General features: G+C 63.7%; 22 protein-coding genes. 9 read left to right on the forward strand and 13 right to left on the reverse strand.

All coding sequences use genetic code 11. The features are described 5' to 3' along the window. Positions 1 to 54: 54 nt before the first annotated feature. From ettA to PIN31009_RS25740, 4 genes are all read left to right on the forward strand, one after another. A complete protein-coding gene (gene ettA, locus PIN31009_RS25725) occupies positions 55 to 1,722 on the forward strand; it encodes an energy-dependent translational throttle protein EttA (RefSeq protein WP_150686601.1) in 1,668 nt (555 codons plus the stop codon). Positions 1,723 to 1,860: 138 nt separating this feature from the next. Continuing rightward, on the forward strand, positions 1,861 to 2,658 hold the full coding sequence (locus PIN31009_RS25730; RefSeq protein ID WP_150791962.1) for a 3-hydroxybutyrate dehydrogenase: 798 nt from the start codon (positions 1,861 to 1,863) through the stop codon (positions 2,656 to 2,658). Between the two features lie 106 nt (positions 2,659 to 2,764). Continuing rightward, the gene (locus tag PIN31009_RS25735; RefSeq protein ID WP_150791963.1) at positions 2,765 to 3,946 is read left to right on the forward strand and encodes a patatin-like phospholipase family protein; all 1,182 of its coding nucleotides are present in this window, start codon (positions 2,765 to 2,767) and stop codon (positions 3,944 to 3,946) included. A gap of 35 nt (positions 3,947 to 3,981) precedes the next feature. After that, positions 3,982 to 4,647: an HD domain-containing protein gene (locus PIN31009_RS25740; protein WP_150791964.1), complete on the forward strand. Its 666-nt coding sequence runs from the start codon at positions 3,982 to 3,984 to the stop codon at positions 4,645 to 4,647. Between the two features lie 152 nt (positions 4,648 to 4,799). On the opposite strand, the gene PIN31009_RS25745 is transcribed toward PIN31009_RS25740, so the two are convergent. From PIN31009_RS25745 to PIN31009_RS25770, 6 genes are all read right to left on the reverse strand, one after another. Beyond that, positions 4,800 to 6,653, reverse strand: a complete 1,854-nt coding sequence (locus PIN31009_RS25745) for a chemotaxis protein CheW (protein WP_150791965.1) — start codon at positions 6,651 to 6,653, stop codon at positions 4,800 to 4,802. Beyond that, positions 6,650 to 7,177: a chemotaxis protein CheD gene (locus tag PIN31009_RS25750; RefSeq protein WP_058376252.1), complete on the reverse strand. Its 528-nt coding sequence runs from the start codon at positions 7,175 to 7,177 to the stop codon at positions 6,650 to 6,652. Before PIN31009_RS25750 ends, PIN31009_RS25745 begins: the two co-directional genes overlap by 4 nt. Then, positions 7,161 to 8,003: a CheR family methyltransferase gene (locus tag PIN31009_RS25755; RefSeq protein WP_087686222.1), complete on the reverse strand. Its 843-nt coding sequence runs from the start codon at positions 8,001 to 8,003 to the stop codon at positions 7,161 to 7,163. Before PIN31009_RS25755 ends, PIN31009_RS25750 begins: the two co-directional genes overlap by 17 nt. A gap of 61 nt (positions 8,004 to 8,064) precedes the next feature. Continuing rightward, the gene (locus tag PIN31009_RS25760) at positions 8,065 to 10,128 is read right to left on the reverse strand and encodes a methyl-accepting chemotaxis protein (protein ID WP_150791966.1); all 2,064 of its coding nucleotides are present in this window, start codon (positions 10,126 to 10,128) and stop codon (positions 8,065 to 8,067) included. A gap of 1,134 nt (positions 10,129 to 11,262) precedes the next feature. After that, on the reverse strand, positions 11,263 to 11,484 hold the full coding sequence (locus PIN31009_RS25765) for a hypothetical protein (protein WP_425495516.1): 222 nt from the start codon (positions 11,482 to 11,484) through the stop codon (positions 11,263 to 11,265). A gap of 186 nt (positions 11,485 to 11,670) precedes the next feature. Then, complete coding sequence (locus PIN31009_RS25770; RefSeq protein WP_150686596.1) at positions 11,671 to 11,964, reverse strand: hypothetical protein; 294 nt, start codon at positions 11,962 to 11,964, stop codon at positions 11,671 to 11,673. Between the two features lie 221 nt (positions 11,965 to 12,185). Here PIN31009_RS25770 and PIN31009_RS25775 point away from each other — a divergent pair, with 221 nt between their 5' ends. Beyond that, on the forward strand, positions 12,186 to 12,722 hold the full coding sequence (locus tag PIN31009_RS25775) for a VOC family protein (RefSeq protein WP_174997398.1): 537 nt from the start codon (positions 12,186 to 12,188) through the stop codon (positions 12,720 to 12,722). A 63-nt stretch (positions 12,723 to 12,785) separates the two neighbouring features. Here PIN31009_RS25775 and PIN31009_RS25780 read toward each other — a convergent pair whose 3' ends face one another. From PIN31009_RS25780 to hemA, 5 genes are all read right to left on the reverse strand, one after another. Further along, on the reverse strand, positions 12,786 to 13,394 hold the full coding sequence (locus PIN31009_RS25780; RefSeq protein WP_150686594.1) for a UbiX family flavin prenyltransferase: 609 nt from the start codon (positions 13,392 to 13,394) through the stop codon (positions 12,786 to 12,788). A gap of 32 nt (positions 13,395 to 13,426) precedes the next feature. Continuing rightward, complete coding sequence (grxD, locus tag PIN31009_RS25785) at positions 13,427 to 13,741, reverse strand: Grx4 family monothiol glutaredoxin (RefSeq protein ID WP_058379922.1); 315 nt, start codon at positions 13,739 to 13,741, stop codon at positions 13,427 to 13,429. Between the two features lie 121 nt (positions 13,742 to 13,862). Further along, positions 13,863 to 14,714, reverse strand: coding sequence for a peptide chain release factor N(5)-glutamine methyltransferase (prmC, locus tag PIN31009_RS25790; RefSeq protein ID WP_150791968.1), 852 nt, complete (start codon positions 14,712 to 14,714; stop codon positions 13,863 to 13,865). Next, positions 14,714 to 15,796, reverse strand: a complete 1,083-nt coding sequence (gene prfA, locus PIN31009_RS25795; protein ID WP_087686215.1) for a peptide chain release factor 1 — start codon at positions 15,794 to 15,796, stop codon at positions 14,714 to 14,716. The genes prmC and prfA overlap by 1 nt, the downstream gene beginning before the upstream one ends. After that, positions 15,797 to 17,077: a glutamyl-tRNA reductase gene (hemA, locus tag PIN31009_RS25800; RefSeq protein ID WP_058376244.1), complete on the reverse strand. Its 1,281-nt coding sequence runs from the start codon at positions 17,075 to 17,077 to the stop codon at positions 15,797 to 15,799. A 304-nt stretch (positions 17,078 to 17,381) separates the two neighbouring features. Between hemA and PIN31009_RS25805 the strand changes: the two genes are divergently transcribed. From PIN31009_RS25805 to PIN31009_RS25815, 3 genes are all read left to right on the forward strand, one after another. Beyond that, positions 17,382 to 17,639 carry a GlsB/YeaQ/YmgE family stress response membrane protein gene (locus tag PIN31009_RS25805; protein ID WP_058376243.1) on the forward strand — a complete coding sequence of 86 codons (258 nt, stop codon included), beginning with the start codon at positions 17,382 to 17,384 and terminating at the stop codon, positions 17,637 to 17,639. Between the two features lie 22 nt (positions 17,640 to 17,661). Then, the gene (locus PIN31009_RS25810) at positions 17,662 to 17,901 is read left to right on the forward strand and encodes a GlsB/YeaQ/YmgE family stress response membrane protein (RefSeq protein WP_150686592.1); all 240 of its coding nucleotides are present in this window, start codon (positions 17,662 to 17,664) and stop codon (positions 17,899 to 17,901) included. 340 nt (positions 17,902 to 18,241) lie between these two features. After that, positions 18,242 to 19,741, forward strand: coding sequence for an MDR family MFS transporter (locus PIN31009_RS25815; RefSeq protein WP_150791969.1), 1,500 nt, complete (start codon positions 18,242 to 18,244; stop codon positions 19,739 to 19,741). A 114-nt stretch (positions 19,742 to 19,855) separates the two neighbouring features. Here the strand turns inward: PIN31009_RS25815 and PIN31009_RS25820 are convergent, their stop codons facing one another. Then, positions 19,856 to 22,312: a penicillin acylase family protein gene (locus tag PIN31009_RS25820; protein ID WP_150791970.1), complete on the reverse strand. Its 2,457-nt coding sequence runs from the start codon at positions 22,310 to 22,312 to the stop codon at positions 19,856 to 19,858. 220 nt (positions 22,313 to 22,532) lie between these two features. Between PIN31009_RS25820 and PIN31009_RS25825 the strand changes: the two genes are divergently transcribed. Beyond that, on the forward strand, positions 22,533 to 22,988 hold the full coding sequence (locus PIN31009_RS25825) for a GtrA family protein (RefSeq protein ID WP_150791971.1): 456 nt from the start codon (positions 22,533 to 22,535) through the stop codon (positions 22,986 to 22,988). On the opposite strand, the gene PIN31009_RS25830 is transcribed toward PIN31009_RS25825, so the two are convergent. Then, positions 22,915 to 24,033 carry a glycosyltransferase family 2 protein gene (locus PIN31009_RS25830; protein WP_150791972.1) on the reverse strand — a complete coding sequence of 373 codons (1,119 nt, stop codon included), beginning with the start codon at positions 24,031 to 24,033 and terminating at the stop codon, positions 22,915 to 22,917. The two genes, PIN31009_RS25825 and PIN31009_RS25830, sit on opposite strands and share 74 nt — an antisense overlap. Position 24,034 lies beyond the last annotated feature (1 nt).

Genomic DNA, 24,034 nt, shown 5'->3' on the forward strand with positions numbered 1-24,034 from the left:
GATGTCTGTCGCTCGACGAGAGCGGCATAACCGTTTCAGGATCAGGAAAGCCGAATGGCACAGTACGTATTCAGCATGAACCGCGTGGGCAAGATCGTGCCGCCCAAGCGTCACATCCTCAAGGACATCTCCCTGTCGTTCTTTCCGGGCGCCAAAATCGGCGTGCTGGGTCTGAACGGTTCAGGCAAGTCGACCGTGCTCAGAATCATGGCCGGGGTGGACAAGGAGATCGAGGGTGAAGCCATCCCGATGGCGAACCTGAACATCGGTTATCTGCCGCAAGAGCCGCAGCTCGATCCCGAGCAGACCGTGCGCGAATCCGTCGAAAGCGGCATGGGCGAAATCTTCGAGGCACGTACCAAGCTCGAAGAGATCTACGCCGCCTACGCCGAGCCGGACGCCGACTTCGACGCGCTCGCCGCCGAGCAAGCCAAGTACGAAGGGATTCTCGCCGCGAGCGACGGCAACAACATCGAACAGGCACTCGAAGTCGCCGCCGACGCGCTGCGTCTGCCGCCGTGGGACGCCAAGATCGGCGTGCTCTCGGGCGGTGAAAAGCGCCGCGTCGCACTCGCGCGTCTGCTGCTCTCGAAGCCGGACATGCTGCTGCTCGACGAACCGACCAACCACTTGGACGCCGAATCCGTCGACTGGCTGGAACAGTTCCTCACGCGCTTCCCGGGCACCGTGGTGGCCGTCACCCACGATCGCTACTTCCTCGACAACGCGGCCGAGTGGATTCTCGAACTCGACCGGGGTCATGGCATTCCGTGGAAGGGCAACTACAGCTCGTGGCTCGACCAGAAGGAACAGCGCCTTGAGCAGGAAGAATCGAGCGAGTCGGCCCGTCAGAAGGCACTGAAGAAGGAACTGGAGTGGGTGCGCCAGAACCCGAAGGGCCGTCAGGCCAAGTCGAAGGCGCGTCTCGCCCGCTTCGACGAACTGAACAGCCAGGAATATCAGAAGCGCAACGAAACTCAGGAAATCTTCATCCCCGTGGGTGAGCGTCTGGGTAACGAAGTCGTCGAATTCAAGAATGTGTCGAAGGCCTTCGGCGACCGCCTGCTGATCGACGACCTGAGCTTCAACGTGCCGCCGGGCGCGATCGTCGGCATCATCGGCCCGAACGGTGCCGGTAAATCGACGTTCTTCAAGATGCTCACCGGCCGTGAACAACCGGACAGCGGCGAGATCAAGATCGGTCAGACGGTCAAGATGGCTTATGTCGACCAGAGCCGCGATGCGCTCGATGGCTCGAAGACCGTGTTCGAAGAAATTTCGGGCGGTGCCGACGTGCTGACCGTGGGCCGCTACGAAACGCCGTCGCGCGCCTATATCGGCCGCTTCAACTTCAAGGGCTCCGACCAGCAGAAGCAGGTGGGTTCGCTCTCGGGCGGTGAGCGTGGCCGTCTGCACATGGCCAAGACGCTGATTTCGGGCGGCAATGTGTTGCTGCTCGATGAACCGTCGAACGATCTGGACGTCGAAACCCTGCGTGCCCTCGAGGACGCGCTGCTCGAGTTCGCCGGCTGCGTGATGGTGATTTCGCACGATCGCTGGTTCCTCGATCGTATCGCCACCCATATTCTGGCTTTCGAAGGCGACTCGCACGTCGAGTTCTTCCCGGGCAACTATCAGGAGTATGAGGCGGACAAGAAGAAACGCCTCGGCGAGGAGGGCGCGAAACCGAAGCGAATCCGCTACAAGCCGATCGCGCGGTAACGCAGGAAAAGGCGCCGCAAGGCGCCTTTTCTGTTTCATCTGCCGTAATTGTTGAAGTCGTAACGCAAGACCCCCGACGTGCCGTGTGTGCGCGATGCGCCGCACGGCGCGCCATTTTGACGAATCAGGAGTGTGCAAATGAGCCAGTCAGTGAATCAGTTGAATGGAAAAGTCGCCGTGGTGACGGGCGCCGCCAGCGGTATCGGCAAGGAAATTGCGTTGACGCTCGCCAAAGCGGGCGCAGCGGTGGCCATCGCCGATCTGAACCAGCAGGGCGCCGACGCGGTCGCCGAGGAAATCAAGGCGGCGGGCGGAAAGGCCCTTGGTGTGGCGATGGACGTGACCAATGAGGAAGCCGTCAACAGCGGTATCGACAAGGTGGCGCAGACGTTCGGGTCCATCGACATCCTGATCTCCAACGCCGGCATTCAGATCGTGAACCCGATCGAGAACTACGCGTTCTCCGACTGGAAGAAGATGCAGGCGATTCACGTCGACGGCGCGTTTCTCACGACCAAGGCGGCGCTCAAGCACATGTATAAGGACGATCGCGGCGGCATCGTGATCTACATGGGCTCGGTGCACTCGCACGAGGCCTCGCCGCTGAAGTCGGCCTACGTCGCCGCCAAACACGCATTGCTGGGGTTGGCGCGCGTGCTCGCCAAGGAAGGCGCCAAGCACAACGTGCGCTCGCACGTGATCTGCCCGGGCTTCGTGCGCACGCCGCTCGTCGACAAACAGATTCCCGAGCAGGCGAAGGAGTTGGGTATCTCGGAAGACGAGGTCATTAAGAAGGTCATGCTCGGCGGCACCGTCGACGGCGTTTTCACCACGGTGGATGACGTCGCGCAAACGGCGCTGTTCCTCGCGACCTTCCCGACGGCGGCCTTCACCGGTCAGTCGTTCGTGGTAAGCCACGGCTGGTTCATGCAATAACCGGCAGCCAGCCTGCTGGCCGTCCGCCTGTCGCTTATGTCGGATGGCCAGTGTCTTACCTTTGCAGTACCGCGTGGCATCACGCCATTGCTTCAGGAGAACGGTCATGACGGCCAACCCGCCGAAGGTCCCCAAACGCGCCATCGATCTGCCGCCGTACGAGACGGTGGCGCTTGTCTTGCAGGGCGGCGGCGCGCTCGGCGCTTATCAGGCGGGCGTGTATGCCGGGTTGTACGAGGCCGGTATCCACCCGAACTGGATTGCCGGTATCTCCATCGGTGCCCTGAATACTGCCGTCATCGCCGGGAACCCGCCAGAGACGCGCGTCGCGCAGCTCGAAGCGTTCTGGCGCGCGATCTGCGAGCCTGCCGTGTTTCCGCCGCTGCCGGCCCCCTTCGAAGCGGCCATCCTCAACGGTCCGGAGTCGGGGCGGGTGGCCTACAGCGCGTGGCAGGCGTGGCGCGCACTGGTCGAAGGTCAGAAAGGCTTCTTCACGCCGCGCTGGCCGCAGCCCTTGCCGACGGCGATGGGCGACCCGGCGCATGCGAGTTACTACGACACGACCGCGCTGCGCGGCACGCTCGAGCGCTTTGTCGACTTCGATCGCATCAACTCGCGCGAGACGCGCGTCTCGGTCGGCGCGGTGAATGTGCACACGGGCAATTTCGTCTACTTCGACAACACGCGCGAAGTGCTGCGGCCCGAGCATTTCATGGCGTCGGGCGCGTTGCCGCCGGGCTTTCCTGCGGTCGAGATCGACGGCCAATATTTCTGGGATGGCGGTCTGGTGTCGAACACCCCGCTCTCGGAAGTGCTCGGCACGTCGCCGCGCCGCGACACGCTCGCCTTTCAGGTGGACTTGTGGAGTGCGCGCGGGCCGTTGCCCGACAATCTGAACGACGTGGCCGACCGGCAGAAAGACATCCAGTTTTCCAGCCGTACGCGCTTCGTCACCGATAACCTGCAACGCGCGCAGCACTATCGCCGCGTGTTGCGCGAAGTGCTGGAGCGTGTGCCCGCCGACGTGCGCGCGCGCGACCCGTGGTGCCACGCGGCGCAGGAGATCGCGTGCAGCAAGCGGTACAACGTCGTCCAGCTCATCTATCGCAACAAGGAATACGAGGGCCATTACAAGGACTATCAGTTCGGCCTCTCCACCATGCTCGATCACTGGACCAGCGGGCTCGACGACATGCGCCGCACCCTTGCGCATCCCGAGTGGCTGGCCATGCCGAGCGACACCTCCGGCTTCGTCACGCACGACGTGCATCGCCACGAAGTCATCTGACGCTGCCGGCGACGAAATTTTCAACGGAATCGAATTTGTCTCTGCCCGACCTGTTTGCACCCTGCTCGGCCACCGTTGCCGAGGTCTTGCATCACTACGATGGCGGCCATGCGACCGACGACGGCGCGCACGACGTGTCGCATCTCGCGCGTGTCTGGTGCCTTGCGAAAGAAATCGCCGCTGATGTCCCCGGTGTCGATCTGGAAGCGTTGGCCGTCGCGACGTTGTTGCACGATTGCGTGAGTGTCGAGAAAAATTCACCGGATCGTGCGCGCGCCTCGACGCTGGCGGCTGACGTCGCTCGCAAGCTGCTGGTGCGGATGGAATGGCCGGCGGCGCGCGTCGAACGTGTGGCGCATGCCATCGCGGCCCACAGCTTCTCGGCAGGTATTACGCCGACGACCGATGAAGCGCGGATTCTGCGCGACGCCGACCGGCTCGACGCGTTGGGTGCCGTCGGTATCGCCCGCGTGTTTTATGTGGCGGGGCGTCTCGGCAGCCGCCTGTATGACCCGGTCGACCCGTTTGCGCAGCATCGCGAACTGGACGACGCGACGTACGCCATCGACCATTTCGAGCGGAAATTGCTGCATCTGACGGACGGGCTGAGCACCGCGGCAGGGCAGCGCATCGGCCGCGAGCGGACCGATGTCATGCGCGCGTTTCTGGCGCAGGTGCGGCGAGAGTTGGGTCTCGCCTGAGCATCAAGCAACAAGCATCGAACGCCAAACGCGAAGTCAGTCCGGCGAGCGCCTACCGTCTCGCGAACTACCCCTGCGGCGCGCCCCCCGACACGCCGCAGGGCCCTGCGTCAAACCCCCGCCTAACAACCCGCCTAACCCGCCCAACCCGCCTACAACGTGAGTGCTGTCTCCAGCCGTATCTTCAGCGGTTGAAGATCCAGCAGCATGGCCGTGCGTGCGGTGCCGTCCGACGCCGGCAACTCCACCGCATCGCGCATGTCGTTGCGCATCTCGTGCGTGGCGCGCCCGAGCAGCATCGCGGGCACGGGAAGCTTGTCGGATTCGTCCAGTGTCACGATGTTCTCGATGGCATCGACGAGCAGCCCGAACTTGTCTTTGCCGTGTTCGATCACCAGAATCTTGCGCGCCTGCGTGTCCTCCTGCGCGGGCATACCGTAGAGCGCACGCAGATCCACAATCGTCACCAGCTCGCGGCGCAGATTGAGCATGCCGCGCACGAACGACGGTGCACCGGGTGCGGGCATGACATCGGGCGAGTCGTGAATGATCTCGCGCAGTTGGTCGAGCCGAACGGCCAGCATATGTTGCAGACGGAACGACACGTAAGCGTGGCGCGTGCCGCGCGATGCCTTGCCCGCAGCCCCTGCTGCGAAGCGCGCCGAGCTACCGCCCTTGTGATGCGTTGCACCGTCGCCTTCGCGATACAGCTCGCGATGGCCGCGCGTGAGTTCGAGCACTTGCGAGTGCGTAAAGAGTTCGTCGGCATTGAGCAGCACGATGTCGCTGGCATCTTCGCGGGTGATGCAACCGGCGAAGAGTTGCGCATGCGTCGTGCTGAACGACGGCATCGCCAGCAACTCGTCGGCGTAGTACGTCACGATGCTGTCCACCGCGTCGACCAGCAGGCCGAAATGCACGTCCTCCTGCTTGACGATCAGAATGCGGCGCGGATCGGCAGCGGTGCCTGCGACGTCGGCATCCGGCCGGCACGCGTGCAAGCCGAGAAAGTGCGCGAAGTCGATGACCGGCACCACGGTGCCACGCAGGTTCAGCATGCCGACGCAGAACACGCTCGCGAGCGCCGAGTTCTGCAACTCGGGAATGCGGATGATTTCGCGAATCGCGCTCATCGGCAGCGCAAGGCGCGACTGCTCCACCGTGAACGACACGCATTGCAGCCGCTGACGTTGCTGGCGGCGCTGCGGTGCGCTCAGCGACTGACGCGCCAGCAACTGCGGCATGTTCTCGATATGAACGAGCGCACCCGGCGCGAGAATTTGCAGAATGCGATCGCCGCCGTCCAGCTTGATGGCGCCGGAAACCACCGGCGGCGCGGTGTGTCCGGCATCGTATTCGAAGCCGGTGCGCTGCGAAGCGCGCACACGCAGAATCTCGCCCGTCGTATCGAACAGCAATCCGACACGTACCCCGTCGACATCGACGATGGCAATCTTCTCCGTCACCCGTGCCTGCGCGCCCGCACCTACACCCGATGAGATCGACAACAACGGCTTGAGATCGACAATCGGAATCAGCGTGCCGCGCAGATTGAACAAGCCCAGCAGAAACGGCGGCGAAAGCGGTACCGGCGTAATGCGCGACGGGTAATTCACTACTTCCTGCAAGGCGGCGATGGGCAGCGCGAACTCCACGTCACCCAGATGGAACGAGCCGAAAACTTCGACGTCGTCGGCAGTCGCCGCGCGCCGCACGGGTGCTGGGGCGGTTGCCGCGGCAGGGGCGGCCGTCTGCGCAGCGGCGCTGTTCACGCCGCTCAAGTCCTCGATGCCATCGATGCCGTCGACGTTGATCGCTTCCACCTTGTCGTCGCGACGCTGCGTCGGTTCGCTCGCGATATGCGTCGTGACGGCCGCGCCCGCACCGTAACCGTAAGCGTTGCGACCGGCATAGCCCTGAAAGGGCGACACCGTCGGCGGCAGCACGGTCGTGCCGGCCAGCGCATCCTGATGCAGAAAGGGAAATCCGGGTGTGCGTGCGTTCATGTGCCCCGTCCCACGAGTCGAAGCGCCGGGCGGCGCGGTACCTCGGTGGCACCGTTCGATCCGATCACGCGCACGAAATACGAGTGATGGGCGCAATCGATGGTGATTTGCCGTCCGACTTCGCCGCCCACTTCCACGTGCACGATCGGAATGCCGGTCTCGGCGATGAGTGCTTGCGCCATCTTGGCGTTGGCCACCCCGATCAGCCCGTGCCGGGCGGGCGGCTGGTGCGGCATCATGTTGCCGCCCCCCGCGATGACGGCTTCGATTTCGCTGCGCCGCGCGCCGTCGGCCTTCATGAGCGCCAGGAGCGAGGGCACGGCTTGCGTCACGTACTTCGCGCCGATGGCGAGCGTGGGCGCCGGGGCTTCGGGCAGCAGGCAGTGCGCGAGGCCGTACAGGCCGCGCGAGCGCCACATCAACGCGATGCCGACACACGAGCCGAGCGTCGCGCGCAAGACGTCTTCGCCGCGCCCGATGCGCACTTCGCCCATCAACACCTGAATGTCATGCGATGACCCCATTCGGCGCTCCCTGATTTCGGTAAATGAGCGGTTGTTCGAACCGGTAACCGGTCGACAGCCGCGAGAGCGATTCCGACTCGCCCACGATGAGCACGCCTTCGGGGGAGAGCGTGCGGCGCACGTTCTCGAGCACCCGCTCCTGATCGGGCGCCTCGAAGTAGATCAGCACGTTGCGCAACATGATCAGATCGAACGCCTCGCGGCGCGCCATGCGCTGATACAGGTTGTGCTCGGCAAAGGTGATGTGAGCGCGCAGCTCGGGCACCACGGTATGTCCGCCCACGCTGGGGCGGAAATACTTGGCGAGCAGGCCCGGGCGTTGCTGCTTCAGGCCGTCGATGCTGCGCCCGCCGTAGTTGCCCGCCATCGCCACCGCCAGCACCTGACTCGAGATGTCGGTCGCGTGAATCTGATACTGGAAGTCCGGGTGCCGCACGCGGAATTCCTCGCAGATCATCGCCGCTGAGTAAGCCTCTTCACCGCTGGACGCCGCGGCCGACCACATGCGGAACGGCCGGCCCGGTTTGCCCTCCTGCCAGCGCGGCAGAAAGTGCTGCGCGAAGTAGTCCCACACGCGCGGCGTGCGAAAGAACGTGGTCTCGTTGGTCGTGACCAGATTCACGAAGTTGCGCACTTCGTCGGGCGTGTTTTCCAGCAGCGCGAGATAGTCGCGATAACAGCGCAGTGAGAGCGTGCGCAGGCGCGGGCGCAACCGCCCCTGCAACATCGTCCACTTCTTTTCGTTCATCGAGATACCGGTGTGCCGGTGCACGGCGCGCAATAAGGCGAGCTGGGTACCGGGGTCGGCGTCGGCTTCGATTTCCATGTCGGGCTCTCCGGAGATACGGACGCGTCAGTCGTGACAGATCGAAGGAACGGGGACGGCGTCAGACTTTGAAACGGGAGACCGTGCGGTCGAGTTCTTCGGCCTCACTGGTGAGCCCGGCCGTGGCCTGCGCGATGGTCTCGCACGCGCCCGCCGACTTCTCGGTCTCTTCGGCCACGTGCTGAATCGCAAGACTCACTTCGCGGGCGGCGACCAACTGCTCTTCCGCGGCACACGAAATCTCGGAGATCGCCTGCGTGGTGCGCGATACGCCGCCGACAATCTTCTCGAACGCGTCGCCTGCCTGCTTCGACACTTCGCTGCCCTGTGCCACGCGCTTGGTCGACTCGTTGATGAGCTTGGAGATTTCCTTGGTGGCCTGCGACGAGCGCTCGGCCAGCTTGCGCACTTCGTCGGCCACGACCGAGAAGCCCAGACCGTGCTCGCCGGCACGCGCCGCTTCGATGGCCGCGTTGAACGCCAGCAGATTGGTCTGCCCGGCAATTTCGCCGATCACTTTGACGATCTCGCCGATGTCTTCCGAGGACTTGTTGATCAACTCCATCGCCTCGACCGAGCGGGCGATGGCGCGCGCGCCGGTCTCCGCTTCCTGCTGCGTGGCCTTGGCGAGCTGATCGGCGCCCTTGGTGTTGTCGGCAATCGAATTGATCGATGCGGTCAGTTCTTCGATCGAGGCGTTCATCTCTTCGACCGTGGCACCGAGCGCCTGAGCGCCGGTCGCTACGGTATTGGCGCGGTCCGCGATGTCGCGCGAGGCGCCCGAGAATTCGCCGGCCGAGTTCACGACCTTGCCGATCACGCCGCGCAGGTCGTCCATCATGTGGCGAATGCCTTCGGCCAGTTGATCGATCGGGTCGGCGCCATTCACGGCGATGTCGCCGGTCAGGTCGCCGGCAGCGGCGCGATTGACGGTGTTCAGCAACGCGGCGACCTTGCGTTGATCGTCTTCGGCGCGGCGCTTCACGCTCGCTTCGAGTTCAACCTGCTGTGTGATGTCGGTCGCGAACTTCACCACCTTATAGGGGCGGCCGTTCATGTCGAGAATCGGGTTGTACGTCGCCTGAATCCAGACTTCGCGCCCGCCGCGGCCGATGCGCTTGTAGCGGCCCGAGTCGAACTCGCCGCGGTTGAGCTTCGCCCAGAATTCGCGATACGTGTCGGACGCGGCGTAGTCCGGCTCGCAGAACATGCGGTGATGCTTGCCTTTGATGTCATCGAACGCGTAGCCGAGCGTCTTGAGAAAGTTGTCGTTGGCGGTGATTACGGTGCCGTCGAGGTTGAACTCGATCACGGCTTGCGCCAGATCCATCGCGCGCACCTTGCCTTCGAACTCCGCCGTCTGACGACGCTGGGCGGTCACGTCCGATGCGAACTTGACCACCTTGTACGGGCGCCCGCTGGCGTCGAATACGGGGTTGTAGGACGCGTGAATCCAGATCTCGCGGCCGCCCTTACCGATGCGCTTGTACTCGCCGGTGTCGAACTCGCCGCGATTCAGACGGGCCCAGAAGTCGCGGTACGCCGGTGAGTTGGCGAACTCCGGCTCGCAGAACATGCGGTGATGCTGGCCCTTGATCTCGTCGAGCGAGTAGCCGAGGGCTTGCAGAAAGTTGTCGTTGGCGGTGAGCACGGTGCCGTCGAGCTGGAATTCGATCACGGCCTGCGACACGCCGATGGCGCGCACCTTGCTCTCGAATTCCGCTTGGCGGGCCCGGTCGGCGGTGACGTCGGTCGCGAACTTGATGACCTTGTAGGGCACGCCGTTCGCATCGAACACCGGGTTGTACGAGGCGCGAATCCAGACTTCGCGGCCGCCCTTGGCGACACGCTTGTATTCGCCCGAGTCGAATTCACCGCGTCCGAGCTTCGCCCAGAAGTCGCGATACGCCTCCGATGCGGCGTAGTCGGCTTCGCAGAACATGCGATGGTGCTGGCCCTGAATTTCGTCGAGCCGATAACCGAGTGTCTGAAGGAAATTATCGTTCGCGTGCATGACGCGACCTTGCAGATCGAACTCGATAACCGCCTGAACGCGGTTAAGTGCGGCACTGATGGCCTGTAGTTCCTGTTGTTCCATTTGGAATTCAGGCGTGGCGATTTCCATGACCTTCTCCCTGATACGCTTGCCCCGGCGCGTGTCGTGCGGCCGTCACGAAAAGGATTTTTTGCGTCGCCCAGGAGTTGACGCGCACTCCTCTATAGACGCGATTACGACAGTTGGAAAGTCAACTTGAGATTGGTGCCTACCCGCATGTTGTTTTTGCCTTGAACGGCAAAATCACCCGGTAAGCCGCGCCGAATAAAGATTTAAAGATAAATGAAACGGGCGCAAAGTCGACGCTGTTATAGCGTCAATACATTTCAAACGCGTAGATGAAATGGCAATACGAGGGGGTTTGCACGGAGAAGGTGCAATAGAAGTGGCTGAGCAGCCTGTCGGAAAAAAGTCCCCCTCCCACGTCAGACGCGGGAAGGGGCTGACATCCAAAGCCACTCTCTTCGGGGCAATTGAGAGGGCGGCAAACAATACTATGCAATCACCGTGCCAGCTGCCGCTTCCCACGCAAACCCGCGTCGTTATTGGGTTGTCATGCGGCTGCCGCTGACCGGGGACGCCGATGTTACGGCGTTGGACGCCGCATGTAACGTAACAAAGTGCGACACTTTCCCCGTTTGGCAACCTTCGCTTACACGGCTTACAGACGCGTGATGGGCTTCGTATCGGGCCAAAGATATAAAGGAATCGAACGGACTCGCGTTCCCCTCGTTCCTTATCATCAGGAGTCAGATCATGAAGTTGCTTGTTGCTGCGCTGCTTGCCGTTACGCTTGCCGGATGTGTCGTCGTCCCCGCCCGGCCGTATTACGGGGGTTACTACGGACACCCGTGCTGCTATCGCTATTGATTCGCCTGACGAAAAAGAGAACGTCGTTCGGGATTTAATCGGGGAGCCAAAACGCGACAAAACGCGAAATTCAACGGATCGAAATTACACGCGATCAATTAATGCTTATTCATCGGTTGATGATGAGACAGGCGCGATATGAATCACGCCTGTTTCATTTGAATTTCGCATTGACTGAGAATTGTTCGCCGTGAAAAATAAAAAGCCCCGCAAGCAAAATATGCGGGGCTTTTTGTTGGCAACTCATCGCCAACGTATCGCCAATTCACCGTCAATTTATCGGGCATTCACCGTCAAATTAAAGGTGGCGGCTTGCGGTGCCGGCTTGCGAGATTAGCGGCGATAGCCGTCATGGCGATGCCAATCGCGGCGCTCCCAGCCACGGTCGTGATGCCAGTGGCGCGGGGGCGGGCCGCGCCAGTAATGCGGACGCGGTCCGTAGACCACCGGCGGGGGCGGCGCAACCATCATCGGGGCCGGCGCGGCATAGACCGGCGGTGCGACGTAGACCGGGGCGGGGGCCACGATGGCCGGCCCCGGAATGCCGATATTCACCGAGACATGGTGCGTGCGAGTGCGCTGCCCGAGACGAGCGCAGCCGCCATCCCAGCGGCAGCGATCCAATGTTGATGTTGCATCTGATCTCCTTGTTTCATCACGTCCGATTTTAAGGAACGTGGTCCCACGGCGGTGCAACCGCAGGACTACAGATGTAACAAGGCGTAAGGAAACCTGCGATCGCTAGCGCCAGTCGTGATCGCGTGGTGCGAGAAAGCTGGCGGGACGTCGTCCGCGCCGCTCCGAGGTGGCGAAGTACGAGGGGCGGCGTAAATCTCGTGTGTCGTTCGGCGAGCGCCAGTAGGGCGTGCGCGGAGCGCCGAGCAGATCGCCCGGGCGGTGCGGCGAGAGCGGTGGCATCGAGGCCGGCCATGCCACCTGGCGCCAACGGGCACCCACAGGCACGACAAGCACGAGCATCACGAATACCAGCGTCAACACGGCGTACAGGACAACAGGCGAGAATGCGGTCTCCATATCAAACTCCGTTCGCGAAAGTGTCACACCACGGGGGACGCGCCTTGGCACGCAAAGTGTGGCGTTTTTACTATAGTCCATGCGGCTGCGGCTGACACTCGGTTGTCGGGACGCGGGTTGCAAGACTACACTACAGACGCAGTTTCCCGCTGGCCGTCCCAACGGTCTGCGCCGGCTACGTTGGCGAGACATTCGCCACCTCAATGCCCGGGAGGTACGCGATGAGTCCGTCCACCAGTCAGGCCGTTCTCGAGCCCAGCACTGCCACCACCTCGTCGGCACCGGTCACGCCAGTGGCCATCGATCATGTCGCGTATCCCAGTTACGACGCGGCGCTCACGCACAATTTCTATGTCGATGTGATGGGCTTCAGGCTTGCGGGCGCGCAGACCGGCATGAGCCGTCTGTGGGGCAAGCCGTACCTGCTCGTGAGCTATCAGATCGCCCCCGGCGAAGCGGTGGCCTTCTTCAATTGTGACGGGTTGGCGCCCGTCTCTCATCCCGATACCCCGGCCAACCAGATCCATCACGTGGCGCTGCGCGTACGCGATCTCGAAGCGCTCGAGCGTTGGAAATCGCGTCTGACGGCGCACGACGTGGCGTTTGTGGTCGAGCGTCACGGCGACGGCGAGCATCTTTATCTGCTCGATCCGAACGAGGTCATGCTGGAATTATGTGTGGCGACGCCGGAATCGGCGGCGGGGCAGCCGCAAGGGGCGTTGGATACGTTGCAGCGCTGGCTCGATGGCGTGAGGTAGCGCACTCAGTCGCTTAGCCGCCCAGTCTCGCTTAGCCGATTAGCCGCTTAGTCGATTAGTCGCTTACGCTTCGGCGTCCTTGCCGAGTCCGGACCAACTGGTAGAGACCTGCGGCGCGAGGCCGAATAGGTCGAGCACGCGCCCGACGGTGTCGTCGACCATGGCGTCGAGCGATTCGGGGCGGTTGTAGAACGCCGGCAGCGGCGGGTAGACGATGCCGCCCATTTCCGTGACAGCCGTCATATTGCGCAGATGCGCCAGATTGAAGGGCGTTTCGCGCACCATCATGACGAGGCGGCGACGCTCCTTGAGCGTGACGTCGGCGGCGCGGGCAATGAGATTGTCCGACAGGCCGTGGGCGACGCTCGCGAGCGTTTTCATCGAGCACGGCGCGATGACCATGCCGGTCGTGGCGAACGAGCCGCTGGCAATGTTAGCGCCGACTTCACGCACGCTGTGGTACTGGTCGGCCAGTGCCTGCACGTCCGAGCGCTCGAGCCCCAGTTCGTGACGTAACGTCAGCCAACCGGCGCTCGACACGAGCAGATGTGTCTCGACGCCGCCGAGCGCGCGCAGGCGCTCAAGCAGGCGCACCCCATAGACGGCACCGGTCGCGCCAGTGATGGCGACGATCATGCGTGCGGGGCGCGGGTTGCCCGTCGAGACGGTCATCAGGCCGGGATCAGGCGGAGATCAGGCAACGCTCAGGCAAGCTCAGCGATGATCTGCTTGAGTTCGCCGCTTTGGTACATCTCCATCATGATGTCCGAGCCGCCGATGAATTCGCCGTTGATGTAGAGCTGCGGAATGGTCGGCCAGTTGGCGAATTCCTTCACGCCCTGACGGATTTCTTCGTCTTGCAGCACGTCGACCGTGAACAGGTTGTCCACGCCGCAGGCTTTCAGGATCTGCACGGCGCGGCCCGAGAAGCCGCACATCGGGAATTGCGCATTGCCCTTCATGAAGAGCACGACGGGATGGTCGGTGACGATTTGCTGAATACGTTGCTGGGTAGTCATGGTGGAAAGCCCGTGGGGATGCCGGAAAATCGGCGTGTCCGCCATTTTAGCGGTTTTCCGTCGCGCTCGTTGGTGCGTGCCCTCCGGGGTGCCCTTTGCGGGTGGTCCGGGCCGTCCCTCGTCAGGCGCGGCGACCGCCCGTGGTGCGCTCGATGCCCGCCAGATCCCGCTCGGAGAAGACGTCGAGGAAACCCACCGCATCGCACAGCGCGCGTACGTCGGCGGCCTGATGGTAGCCGTGTTCGCACAGCAGCCAGCCACCGGGTTTGAGCCGCGGCACCGCGCCCGCGACGATGATGCGCAGGGCGGCCAGACCGTCGGCGTGATCGGTCAGCGCGTCGGCCGGTTCGAACCGCAAGTCGCCTTGCGAGAGGTGTTCGTCACCCGCCACGATGTACGGCGGGTTCGAGACGATCATGTCGAACGGCGCCGGCGCTTCATCGGCCGCCAACGCGCCGTACCAGTCGCTTTCCAGAAAGCGGACACGCGACGCCAGTCCGAGTTGCTGTGCGTTGCCGATGGCGACACGCAGGGCGTCCGGCGAGCGGTCCAGCGCGGTGAGTTGGGCGTCCGGGCGGCTGTGAGCGATGGCCAGTGCAATCGCGCCGCTGCCGGTGCCGAGATCGAGCACGCGTGGGGAGGCACACCCCTCGAGGCGCGCCAGTGCCAGTTCCACCAGCAGTTCCGTTTCCGGCCGGGGAATAAGCACCGACGGACTGACGGCGAACGTCAGCCCGAAGAATTCCCGGGTGCCGGTGAGATAAGCGATGGGTTCGCCCGCGACACGACGGGCATGCAGGCCGCGATAGACGGCCACGGCGTCAGGGGCGAGGGGTTCGCGGTCGCGCGTGATCAACTGCGTGCGCGACCAGCCAAGCACGTGCGAGAGCAGAATGCGCGACTCCATCGGCGGCAGCCCGGGTTCGCGCAGCAGCGTCTCGACGGTGGTGCTGCCGTCCTGCCCCTGCGACATCAGGCGGCCTCGCCCAGCGATGCCAGCAACTCGGCCTGATGTTCGGTCACGAGCGCGTTGACGAGATCGTCGAGATCGCCGTCCATGATGTACTCGAGCTTGTAGAGCGTGAGGTTGATACGGTGATCGGTCATCCGCCCTTGCGGGAAGTTGTAGGTGCGAATGCGCTCCGACCGGTCGCCCGAGCCGATCAGGCTCTTGCGCGTGGCGGCTTCCTTGGCTTGCTGGGCGCGCATCTGGGCATCCTTGATGCGCGCGGCGAGCACCTTGAGTGCCTTGTCTTTGTTGCGATGCTGCGAGCGGTCGTCCTGACATTCCACGACGATGCCCGTGGGCAAGTGCGTGATACGCACGGCCGAATCGGTCTTGTTGACGTGTTGCCCGCCGGCGCCCGACGCACGGAACGTGTCGATGCGGATATCGGCCGGATTGATCTCGACGTCGGCCACGTCGTCGGCCTCAGGCATCACGGCCACGGTGCACGCCGACGTGTGGATACGGCCCTGCGTTTCGGTCGCGGGCACGCGCTGCACGCGGTGGCCGCCCGACTCGAACTTCAGCCGCGAATAGGCGCCCTGACCGATCAGGCGGACGATCACTTCCTTGTAGCCGCCCAGATCCGACTCACTGGCCGACATGATTTCCACCTGCCAGCGCTGACGTTCGGCGTAGCGCGTGTACATGCGCAGCAGGTCGCCCGCGAAGAGCGCCGACTCGTCACCGCCCGTGCCCGCGCGAATTTCCAGATAGATGTTGCGCTCGTCGTTGGGGTCGCGCGGGAGCAGCATGCGTTGCAGCGAGGCTTCCATATCGTCCATGCGCGTGCGGGCGTCGGCCGCTTCGGCTTCGGCAAAGTCACGCATTTCCGGGTCGGACGCCATCTCCTGCGCCGCCGTCACATCGTTGTGCGCCTGGCGGTACTGCTGGTATTGCGCGACAACCGGCGCCAGCTCGGCGTGTTCGCGGGTGAGCTTGCGGTAGTTGTCCAGATCGCGCGTGACGTCGCCCTGGCTCAATAGGCCATCAAGCTCGACCAGACGTTGCGTCAACTGGTCGAGCTTGGCTTGCATGCTCGCTTTCATCTATTTGTCGGAAGATCCCGAGGTGCGGAACAGTTCGGGAATGAGGTGAATGATTTGCTCGCGCGAATCGCCGCGCGCCGTGTTCAGCGCGTGCGTCGGGCCATGCAGGAATTTCTTGGTGAGGGACTGGGACAGGGCTTCGAGCACGGCGGCAGGGTCGTCGCCGCGTGCGAGCATGCGTTGCGCACGCTCGAGTTCGGCCACGCGCATCGCTTCGGCCGTGCCGTGGATGTCGCGAATGACCGGCACGACGCTGCGCGCGTCGAGCCATTGCATGAAGTGCTGGACGCGCGTCTCGATGATCGCTTCGGCCTGTGCGACCGCCGCCTGACGCAGCGCATTGCCTTCGCGCACGACGGCGCCAAGATCGTCGACCGTGTACAGGAAGACGTCGGTCAAGCGGCCCACTTCGGGCTCGATGTCGCGCGGCACGGCCAGATCGACCATGAACATCGGCTTGTGCTTGCGTGCCTTGATGGCGCGCTCGACCGCACCGAGACCGATCAGCGGCAACGTGCTGGCCGTGCACGAGACGACGATGTCGAACTCATGCAGGCGCTGCGGCAATTCGGACAGACGGATGGCGTTGCCGCCCAGCCGCTCGGCGAGCTTTTCGCCGCGCTCGGCGGTACGGTTGGCGATATAGAGGGCTTTCGGGTTCTGTGCGGCGAAGTGTGTCGCGCAGAGGTCGATCATCTCGCCCGCGCCGATAAACAGCACCTTCTGCGTGCTGATGCTTTCGAAAATGCGCTGGGCGAGACGCACCGCCGCAGCGGCCATCGACACCGAATGCGCGCCGATCTCGGTCTGGCCACGCACTTCTTTGGCGACCGCGAACGTGCGCTGGAACAACTGGTTCAGATACGTGCCCAGCGCGCCGGCTTCGGCTGCGGTGCGCACGGCATCTTTCAACTGGCCGAGAATCTGGGTTTCGCCGAGCACCATCGAGTCGAGACCGCTGGCCACGCGAAACGCGTGTCGCACGGCGTCGGACTGGGGCAGGGCATACAGATGGGGCGCGAGGTCGCTGGCCGGAATGTTATGGAACTGCGACAGCCAGTGCACGGCCCGCTCGCGGGCGGCAGCATCGTCGGTGACGCAGTAGATTTCCGTGCGGTTGCACGTCGACAGGATGGCGGCCTCGGGGGCGCTCGACCGGTCGTTCCACAAACTCTTCAGGCCTGCCAGCGCCGGCTCGATCCGCTCGAACGGAAACGCCACCCGTTCTCTCAGCGAGACGGGCGCCGTATGGTGGTTCAGGCCGAGAGCGAGCAGTTGCATGGTGTGGGGGATCTAATAGCCCCTGATTATAGCGCGTCGACGCGATGCCCGTTTCAGGCGAACCCGCGCCCTTCGCACCGGGACAGTGCTTGCCATCATCGCGCAGTGACGCCCTTTTGACAAATAGCGATCCCTTATACCGAACATAGGCAGGGCACGGTGTGCGGGCACTTTGGGTCGGATTTCGGGACGACTTGATGAAATATTGAGCAACAAATGCCGTTGTGGCGCCGATGATTCGGTGGTCGAAATGCCGGAAATAGGCGATATACTGCGTTCGGGTTCCCGTCCTTGGAGACACGTCATGGGCATTATCGGCACCATCGTCGTTGGTCTGATCGTCGGTCTCATCGCACGCGCCTTGCATCCCGGCCGGGACAGCATGGGCATCATCATGACCATCATCCTCGGCATTGCCGGCGCGCTGCTCGCCCGCTATGTCGGACAGTTCCTCCATCTCTATACCGAAGGCCAGTCGGCCGGCTGGATCGCCTCGATCATCGGCGCCATCGTCCTGCTGGTGATTTACGGCGCTATCAAGCGCAGCCGCGGCACCGCCTGATGCCCGAGCCCGGAGAGCGATCATGAGCATTCTCACCCTCCTGCTGGTCGGGCTGGTGGCCGGCTGGCTTGCCGGACTGGTCGTCGGCGGCAGCTTCGGGCTGATCGGCGACATCGTCGTCGGGGTGATCGGGGCGTTTATCGGCCCTTGGTTGCTTCAGCATCTGGGCATCGCCATCGGGCACGGCACCCTCGGGCGCATCATCACGGCCACCATCGGCGCGATCGTGCTGCTCGCGCTGTTGCGTCTGGTGCGACGATAGGCCGCATCGCGACCGGGTGGTTTCGCGGCAAAAGCAACACCACCGGCGCGTGATCGCGGAAAAAGCGAGCGCCCATCGCTCATGGCGGGGCTTTGGCCGCGCCAAACCTTCCAAAACCCGCTTCCGGTCAGGGTTTTCTCGGCGCCTAAGCCCCGTGGCATAAGGCTTTGCGGGATATCGACGTCATCGGCCCAGCGCGTCATACGCGTTTGCCGGTGTTCGGCTATGCTTATCGCCATCCTCTGGCCCGAGTCGTCTTGACTACGCGCGCGGTACCCCCGCCACGTTCGATCCCCGTCTTCCGCCGTCTCAAACGCGTCGCCCCCACTTCAAAACAACAATGACTGCTACCCGCAATTCCGTGCGGCCTTTCATCGTGGCATCCGTCATGGCTGCGACTTCTATGGTCGCCATCGAAGCCACGATCATTTCCACGGCCATGCCGCAAATTGTCGCCCAGCTCGGCGGCCTGAATCTGTATAGCTGGGTTTTTTCCGCGTTCCTGCTCACGCAGACCGCCATGACCGTGGTGTTCGGCAAGCTCGCCGATCTCTACGGACGTAAGCCGGTGGTGCTCGCGGGCATCGTGATCTTTCTGATTGCCTCGCTCGGCGGCGGGCTCGCGTGGTCGATGCCCGCGATGATCGTCTTCCGCCTGTTGCAAGGCGTGGGCGCGGCGTGTATCCAGCCGGTGAGTCTGACCATCATTGCCGACTACTACCCGATCAGCGAACGCGGCAAGGTGCAGGGCTATCTGGCGAGCGTGTGGGCCATTTCGGCCGTGCTCGGCCCGATGCTCGGCGGCATCATCATCCGCGACCTGTCGTGGGCGTGGATCTTCTGGATCAACATCCCCATCGGCTTGCTGGCCGCGGCGGGCTTCATCGCCTATCTGCACGAAGAGGCCCCGCGCCAGAAGCCGAGCATCGACTTCCTCGGCGCCGTGTTCTTCACCATCGCCGTGGCGGCGCTGATGATTGCGCTCACCGATGCGAATGCTTTCGCCGATACGCATGTGTGGTCGGGCGTGCTGGTGTGCGCCATCGCCTCGATGCTGTTCGTGTGGCAAGAGCGCCGCGCGAAGGACCCGATGATCTCGTTCGCGCTGTGGAGCCGCCGTCCGATTGCGGCGGCCAATGCGGCGACGATGCTTTCGGGCATGGTGCTCATGGGGCTGACGACGTTCCTGCCGATGTACGCGCAGGGCGTGCTCAAGCAAACGCCGGTGGTCGCCGGTATGGCGCTCACGATGATCATGGTGGGCTGGCCGATTGGCGCGACGCTCGCGGCCAAGACGTTCAGCCGTTTTGGTCTGCGCCGTGTGCTGGTGCTGGGCAGCCTGCTGATGCCGATGGGCGGTATCGTGTTTGCGTTGCTGGGCCCGAACAGCTCGCCGGTGCTGGCAGGGTTCGGCTCGTTGCTGATGGGCTTCTCGATGGGGACCGGCAGCGTGAGCGCGCTGGTGCTGATTCAGGAGCTTGTCGCGCCGTCGCAGCGCGGCAGTGCCACGGCGTCGAATATCTTCTCGCGGAATTTGGGCAGCACGCTGGGCGCGATGCTGTTCGGTGCGGTGCTCAACTACGGGCTGACGCATTCGAGCGGGCTGGGCACCGTCAGCTCCGACCAGTTGCGTCACGTGCTGGAAGATCGTGGTGTGGCGACCGTGGCCGATCAAGCGATTCGCGCGGTGCTGCAACACTCGCTGCACCTGACGTTCCTGTCGATTCTCGCGATTTCAGTGGGCGTGGTCATTCTGCTGCTGCTCGTGCCGACCAACGCCGTCGACAGCGCGCGCGGGGTGAAGCGCGACAAGCCGGAGTTCGTGCCCGGCGGGCATTGATCGTCGGATTGCCAGATCGCGATTGGCGTGCAGGCACGCCAATGAAAACGGCCGGTACGGGAGCAACCCCGACCGGCCGTTTTCTATTCAAGCAGCTTGCTCCAGCACGTCAGTTCAACGCGACGCCTCCGGCACCAGATGCAGGCGCGACTCCGTCTCCGCTTCGACTGCGGCACGCGTGTACGGCAGCTTGAAGTACTCGCCGTCGAGCCACTTCTGCGCGAGGTCGCGATAGTGCGGGCTGTCCGGATTGCCCGATTCGCCGGGCAGGTTCATGGCGCGCGTGTTGTCCCAGTTGCCCACATCGACCACGATCCGGAACGACGGCCCGTTGGTCTGGCGGAAGTCGCTCACGCGATACGTCGACTGGTTCGGCGTAAAGGCACTGCCGCCCTTGGGCAACGGACCGACGTTGAGCTTCGCGCGCATGGCGGGGTCGACGGCGTCGGCAAGCGGGTGCGCGTTCAGGTTGGTCTGAAGCTTGCCCCACTGCCACGCGCCCGGGTCGGCGCCTTGCAGCTTGACCATCTCGCCCCATGCTTCGCCAAGACTGCTCAGCAGCACAGTGTCGCGCTTGGCGTTGGCGTTCTCGCCAAAGCGGGCGGCGGGTTGTTCGAGCGCGTCGAGCATCGGTGCGGGGTCGGGCGCGCCGAAGCTGTCCGCAGCGGCCTTCGGCAGCACCGCGTTCTTGTAGGCGCGGCCCAGATGACGGCTGAACCAGACTTCTTCCAGCGCGGCCTGTGCCGAGTCGGCTCCCATGTGGGCGTCCCAGCCCTTGAGCAGTTTGAGGGCGGCAGCCGTTTGCGGATCGTCGCTGTTGAGCGGCGCGAGAAGCGCCATCAGGCGACGGGCCGGAATCGACACGATGTCGTTCTGCAAACGTTCCGAATCTTCGATCGACACCTTTTCCTTCGCCTTCAGCACCTCGTCGATGCGCGCATGACGTGAGCCGTTGGTCCATTCGAAGCCGAGCTTGCGCTGATCGTACGGATACCCGGCCGGCATGTTCATCTCGTTGGACGTGGTGAAGTAACCGGTCGCGGGGTTGTACGCCGAGGGCAACTGATCGCGACGCCAGAAGCCGGCCCACTCGTAGCGGCCGTCGCCGGGCACGGGCATCAGACCGTCCCAGTTCGGGCGAATCGGTGCCATGCCGCTCGGCACCCAGCCGATATTGCCCGCCGTATCCGCATAGACCTGATTGACCGTGGGCGCGCCCCACGTGTCGAGTGCCTTCTGGAACTGCGCGTAGTTCTTCGCGCGCATGTAGCGCATGGCGTCGAAGTAGGGCGACATGCCCGGTTCGAGCCATGCCGTGCGCACGGCATACGCGCGGTGTTTGTCCTTATCGACGTAGATCACCGGGCCGTGACGGGTGAACTTGAGATCGGTCTCGACGGGCGCGCCGTCGCGCACGTTGATCGTCTCGTGGGCGGTGCGCATCGATACCCACTTGCCGCGATAGCGGTACTGGTCCGGGTTGGCCGGGTTCAGTTCGTAGACGTACAGGTCTTCCTGATCGATGTTGAAGATCGTGAGACCGAACGCGATGGTGCCGTTATGACCGATCGCCACGCCCGGAATCGCCGGCTCGCCGGCGCCGATCAGATTGAGCGTCGGCGTGCTCACCTGCACGATGTAGCGCAGGCTCGGCGCGGCGTAGGCGCGGTGCGGGTCGTTGGCCATGATGGCGCGGCCGGTGGCCGACTTCTGCGGCGAGACGACCCAGTTGTTGCTGCCTTCTGCCGATTCGGTCGACACGTCGTACGGACCGGCTTCAGCTACCTGAATGATGTCGGCGTCGGCGCGTTGCAGCGATTCCTTGGTGATCTTCACGCCTTGCGTCGCGAGATCGAAGACCTTGAGCAGATCGTCGGGCAGGCACGGATCGAGTCCGGCCGGCACTTGCGTCTTCCATGCCGGTTGCAGGCCGACGCGCACGCTGTCGGCGTCGAGCGAGGCTTTGCACACGACCTTGGCACGCGCGACTTCGCTCTTGAGGTTGCGGGTGAGGCCGTGGCTGCGAATGCGCACGATGTCTTCGGCGGTCCATTTCGCTGGCCAATACCCGACCGTGCGGAATTCGTACGGCATCTGGTCGGGGTGCGCGGCGAGCCATTCGATATAGGCGTTCACGCCGGCAGCGAAGGCTTCGGCGGCCGGCTTGGCATCGGGGCCGTAGCGGCGCCATTCGGTCGCCATGTCGCCGCGATAGACGAAGCGGCGGGCGGCGTCGTCTTGCGCAACGTAAGCGCGGCCGAAGACTTCCGACAGCTCGCCGAGACCCCGGCGTCGCCACAGGTCGATCTGGAACAGGCGGTCGCGCGCGGCGTTAAAGCCTTGCACGAAGAAGCCGTCGCGCTCGTTCGCCGCGAAGATGTGCGGCACGCCGTTGCGATCGATCAGGATATCGGCCGGCTGCGAGAGACCGGCAACCGTGAGTGTTTCGGATGCGGGGGGCGTGGCCGAGGGGGCAGTGTCGGCGGCGTGCACAGACGCGCTCCACGTGGCGAAGGCACAAGCCAGAGCGCCGATGGCGTGGATGGCATATGTGGCATTGGGGCGTTGCATTGTCTTCCTCCTGTCTTCTTTGGGGGTATTGTTCTTGCGAAGTACCCAGCAATCCTATGCAGATCCCGGCGACTTGCAACCCATATTCCGCGAGGTGGAAGAAATCCCTATACTCGATCGGCCTGCGGTGTTTTTCTTACACCTATCATTGCCGGATTCTCTTACTCGCCCCCCGTTCGTCATCACTCGTCTTTACGCACAATTACGCACAACGCCGCTGATGCACGAACCCCGTCCGCCATCGTCACCGCCACCGCCACCGGCATCGCGTCTGCAACGTTGGCGTGCGTCGCGGCATGCGCGCACGTTGTTCGTGCCGCTATGGCGATTTGGCGTGACGGGGGTGATCTCGACGGCGGTGCATGTGATCGTGGCGATCACACTTATCGATGGGTTCGGCGTGGGGCCGGTGCTGGCGAATGCGACGGCGTTTTGCGTGGCGACACCGTGTTCCTATCTGCTCAATACGCTCTGGAGTTTTTCCGCGCGGCTACACCGCACGAGTCTGCTGCGCTTCGTGGGGGTGTCGCTGTTCGGGCTGTGGCTCACGACGATGATTGCCGGAGGCGTCGAGCGCTTGGGCGGCAATCACTGGCTGGGCATCATCGCTGTCGTGCTGATCGTGCCGCCCGCGACGTTTTTGTTGCATCGGCTCTGGACGTATCGCGACGCGTGAGCGCGAGACTTTCGTGCAGATGGCGCGGTGTGCGGCCGCCCACGCGAGCCGGCAGATGGCTGACTTTGCCGCTCGCCTGATAGCGCCGGCGCACGAGATAGAGCGGGCGTCCCTTCGATTCGTAATAGATCCGTCCGACGTATTCGCCGATCACGCCAATTCCCACTAGCTGGATACCACCGAGGAACAGGATGCCGACCAGCAGCGACGCATAGCCGGGCACATCGATGCCGTGGATGAGCGTGCGCAGCGCGATAAAGCAGCCATAGGCGAATGAGACGAACGCCAGCGATACGCCGATGTAAGTCCAGCAGCGCAGCGGCACGGTGCTGAAGCTGGTGATGCCTTCCAACGCAAAATTCCACAGCCGCCAGCCGGAGAATTTCGACTCACCGGCGCTGCGCGGTTCGCGCACGTACTCCACGATTTCCGTATGAAAGCCGACCCACGCGAAGAGACCTTTCATGAAGCGGCGGCGCTCGGGCAACTGCTTGAGCGCTGTGACCACACGCCGGTCGATCAATCGGAAGTCACCGACGTTCTCGGGCAGTTTCACTTCGGAGAGCCGGTTGTGCACGCGGTAGTACAACCCGGCGGCAACGCGTTTGGCGAAGCTGTCACTCGCGCGGTTGGTGCGCTTGGCGAGCACCACTTCGGCGCCGTTGCGCCAGCGCTCGATCATCACGGGGATGAGGGCGGGCGGGTCTTGCAGGTCGGCGTCGATAGGGATCACGGCGTCGCCGATGGCTTCGTCGATACCGGCGCTAAGTGCGGCTTCCTTGCCGAAGTTGCGCGTGAAGTCCACCACGCGAATGCGGGCGTCGCGACGGCGTAACGCGAGCAACGCGTTGAGTGTGTCGTCGGTGCTGCCGTCGTTCACGCAGACGATTTCGAAGCGAACGCCGGCCACGCTGTCGAGAATGGGGACGACGGCCCGGAAGAACGCGTCGAGCGCCGGGGCTTCGTTGTGGCAGGGCACCACGAGCGAGACGAGCGGTGCGCGAGTGGTGTCGGGTGTGTGGCGGGTGTCGGCAGCGCGTGGCATC

Origin of the sequence: Pandoraea iniqua (assembly GCF_902459685.1) — a bacterium.
Taxonomy (GTDB): Bacteria; Pseudomonadota; Gammaproteobacteria; order Burkholderiales; family Burkholderiaceae; genus Pandoraea; species Pandoraea iniqua.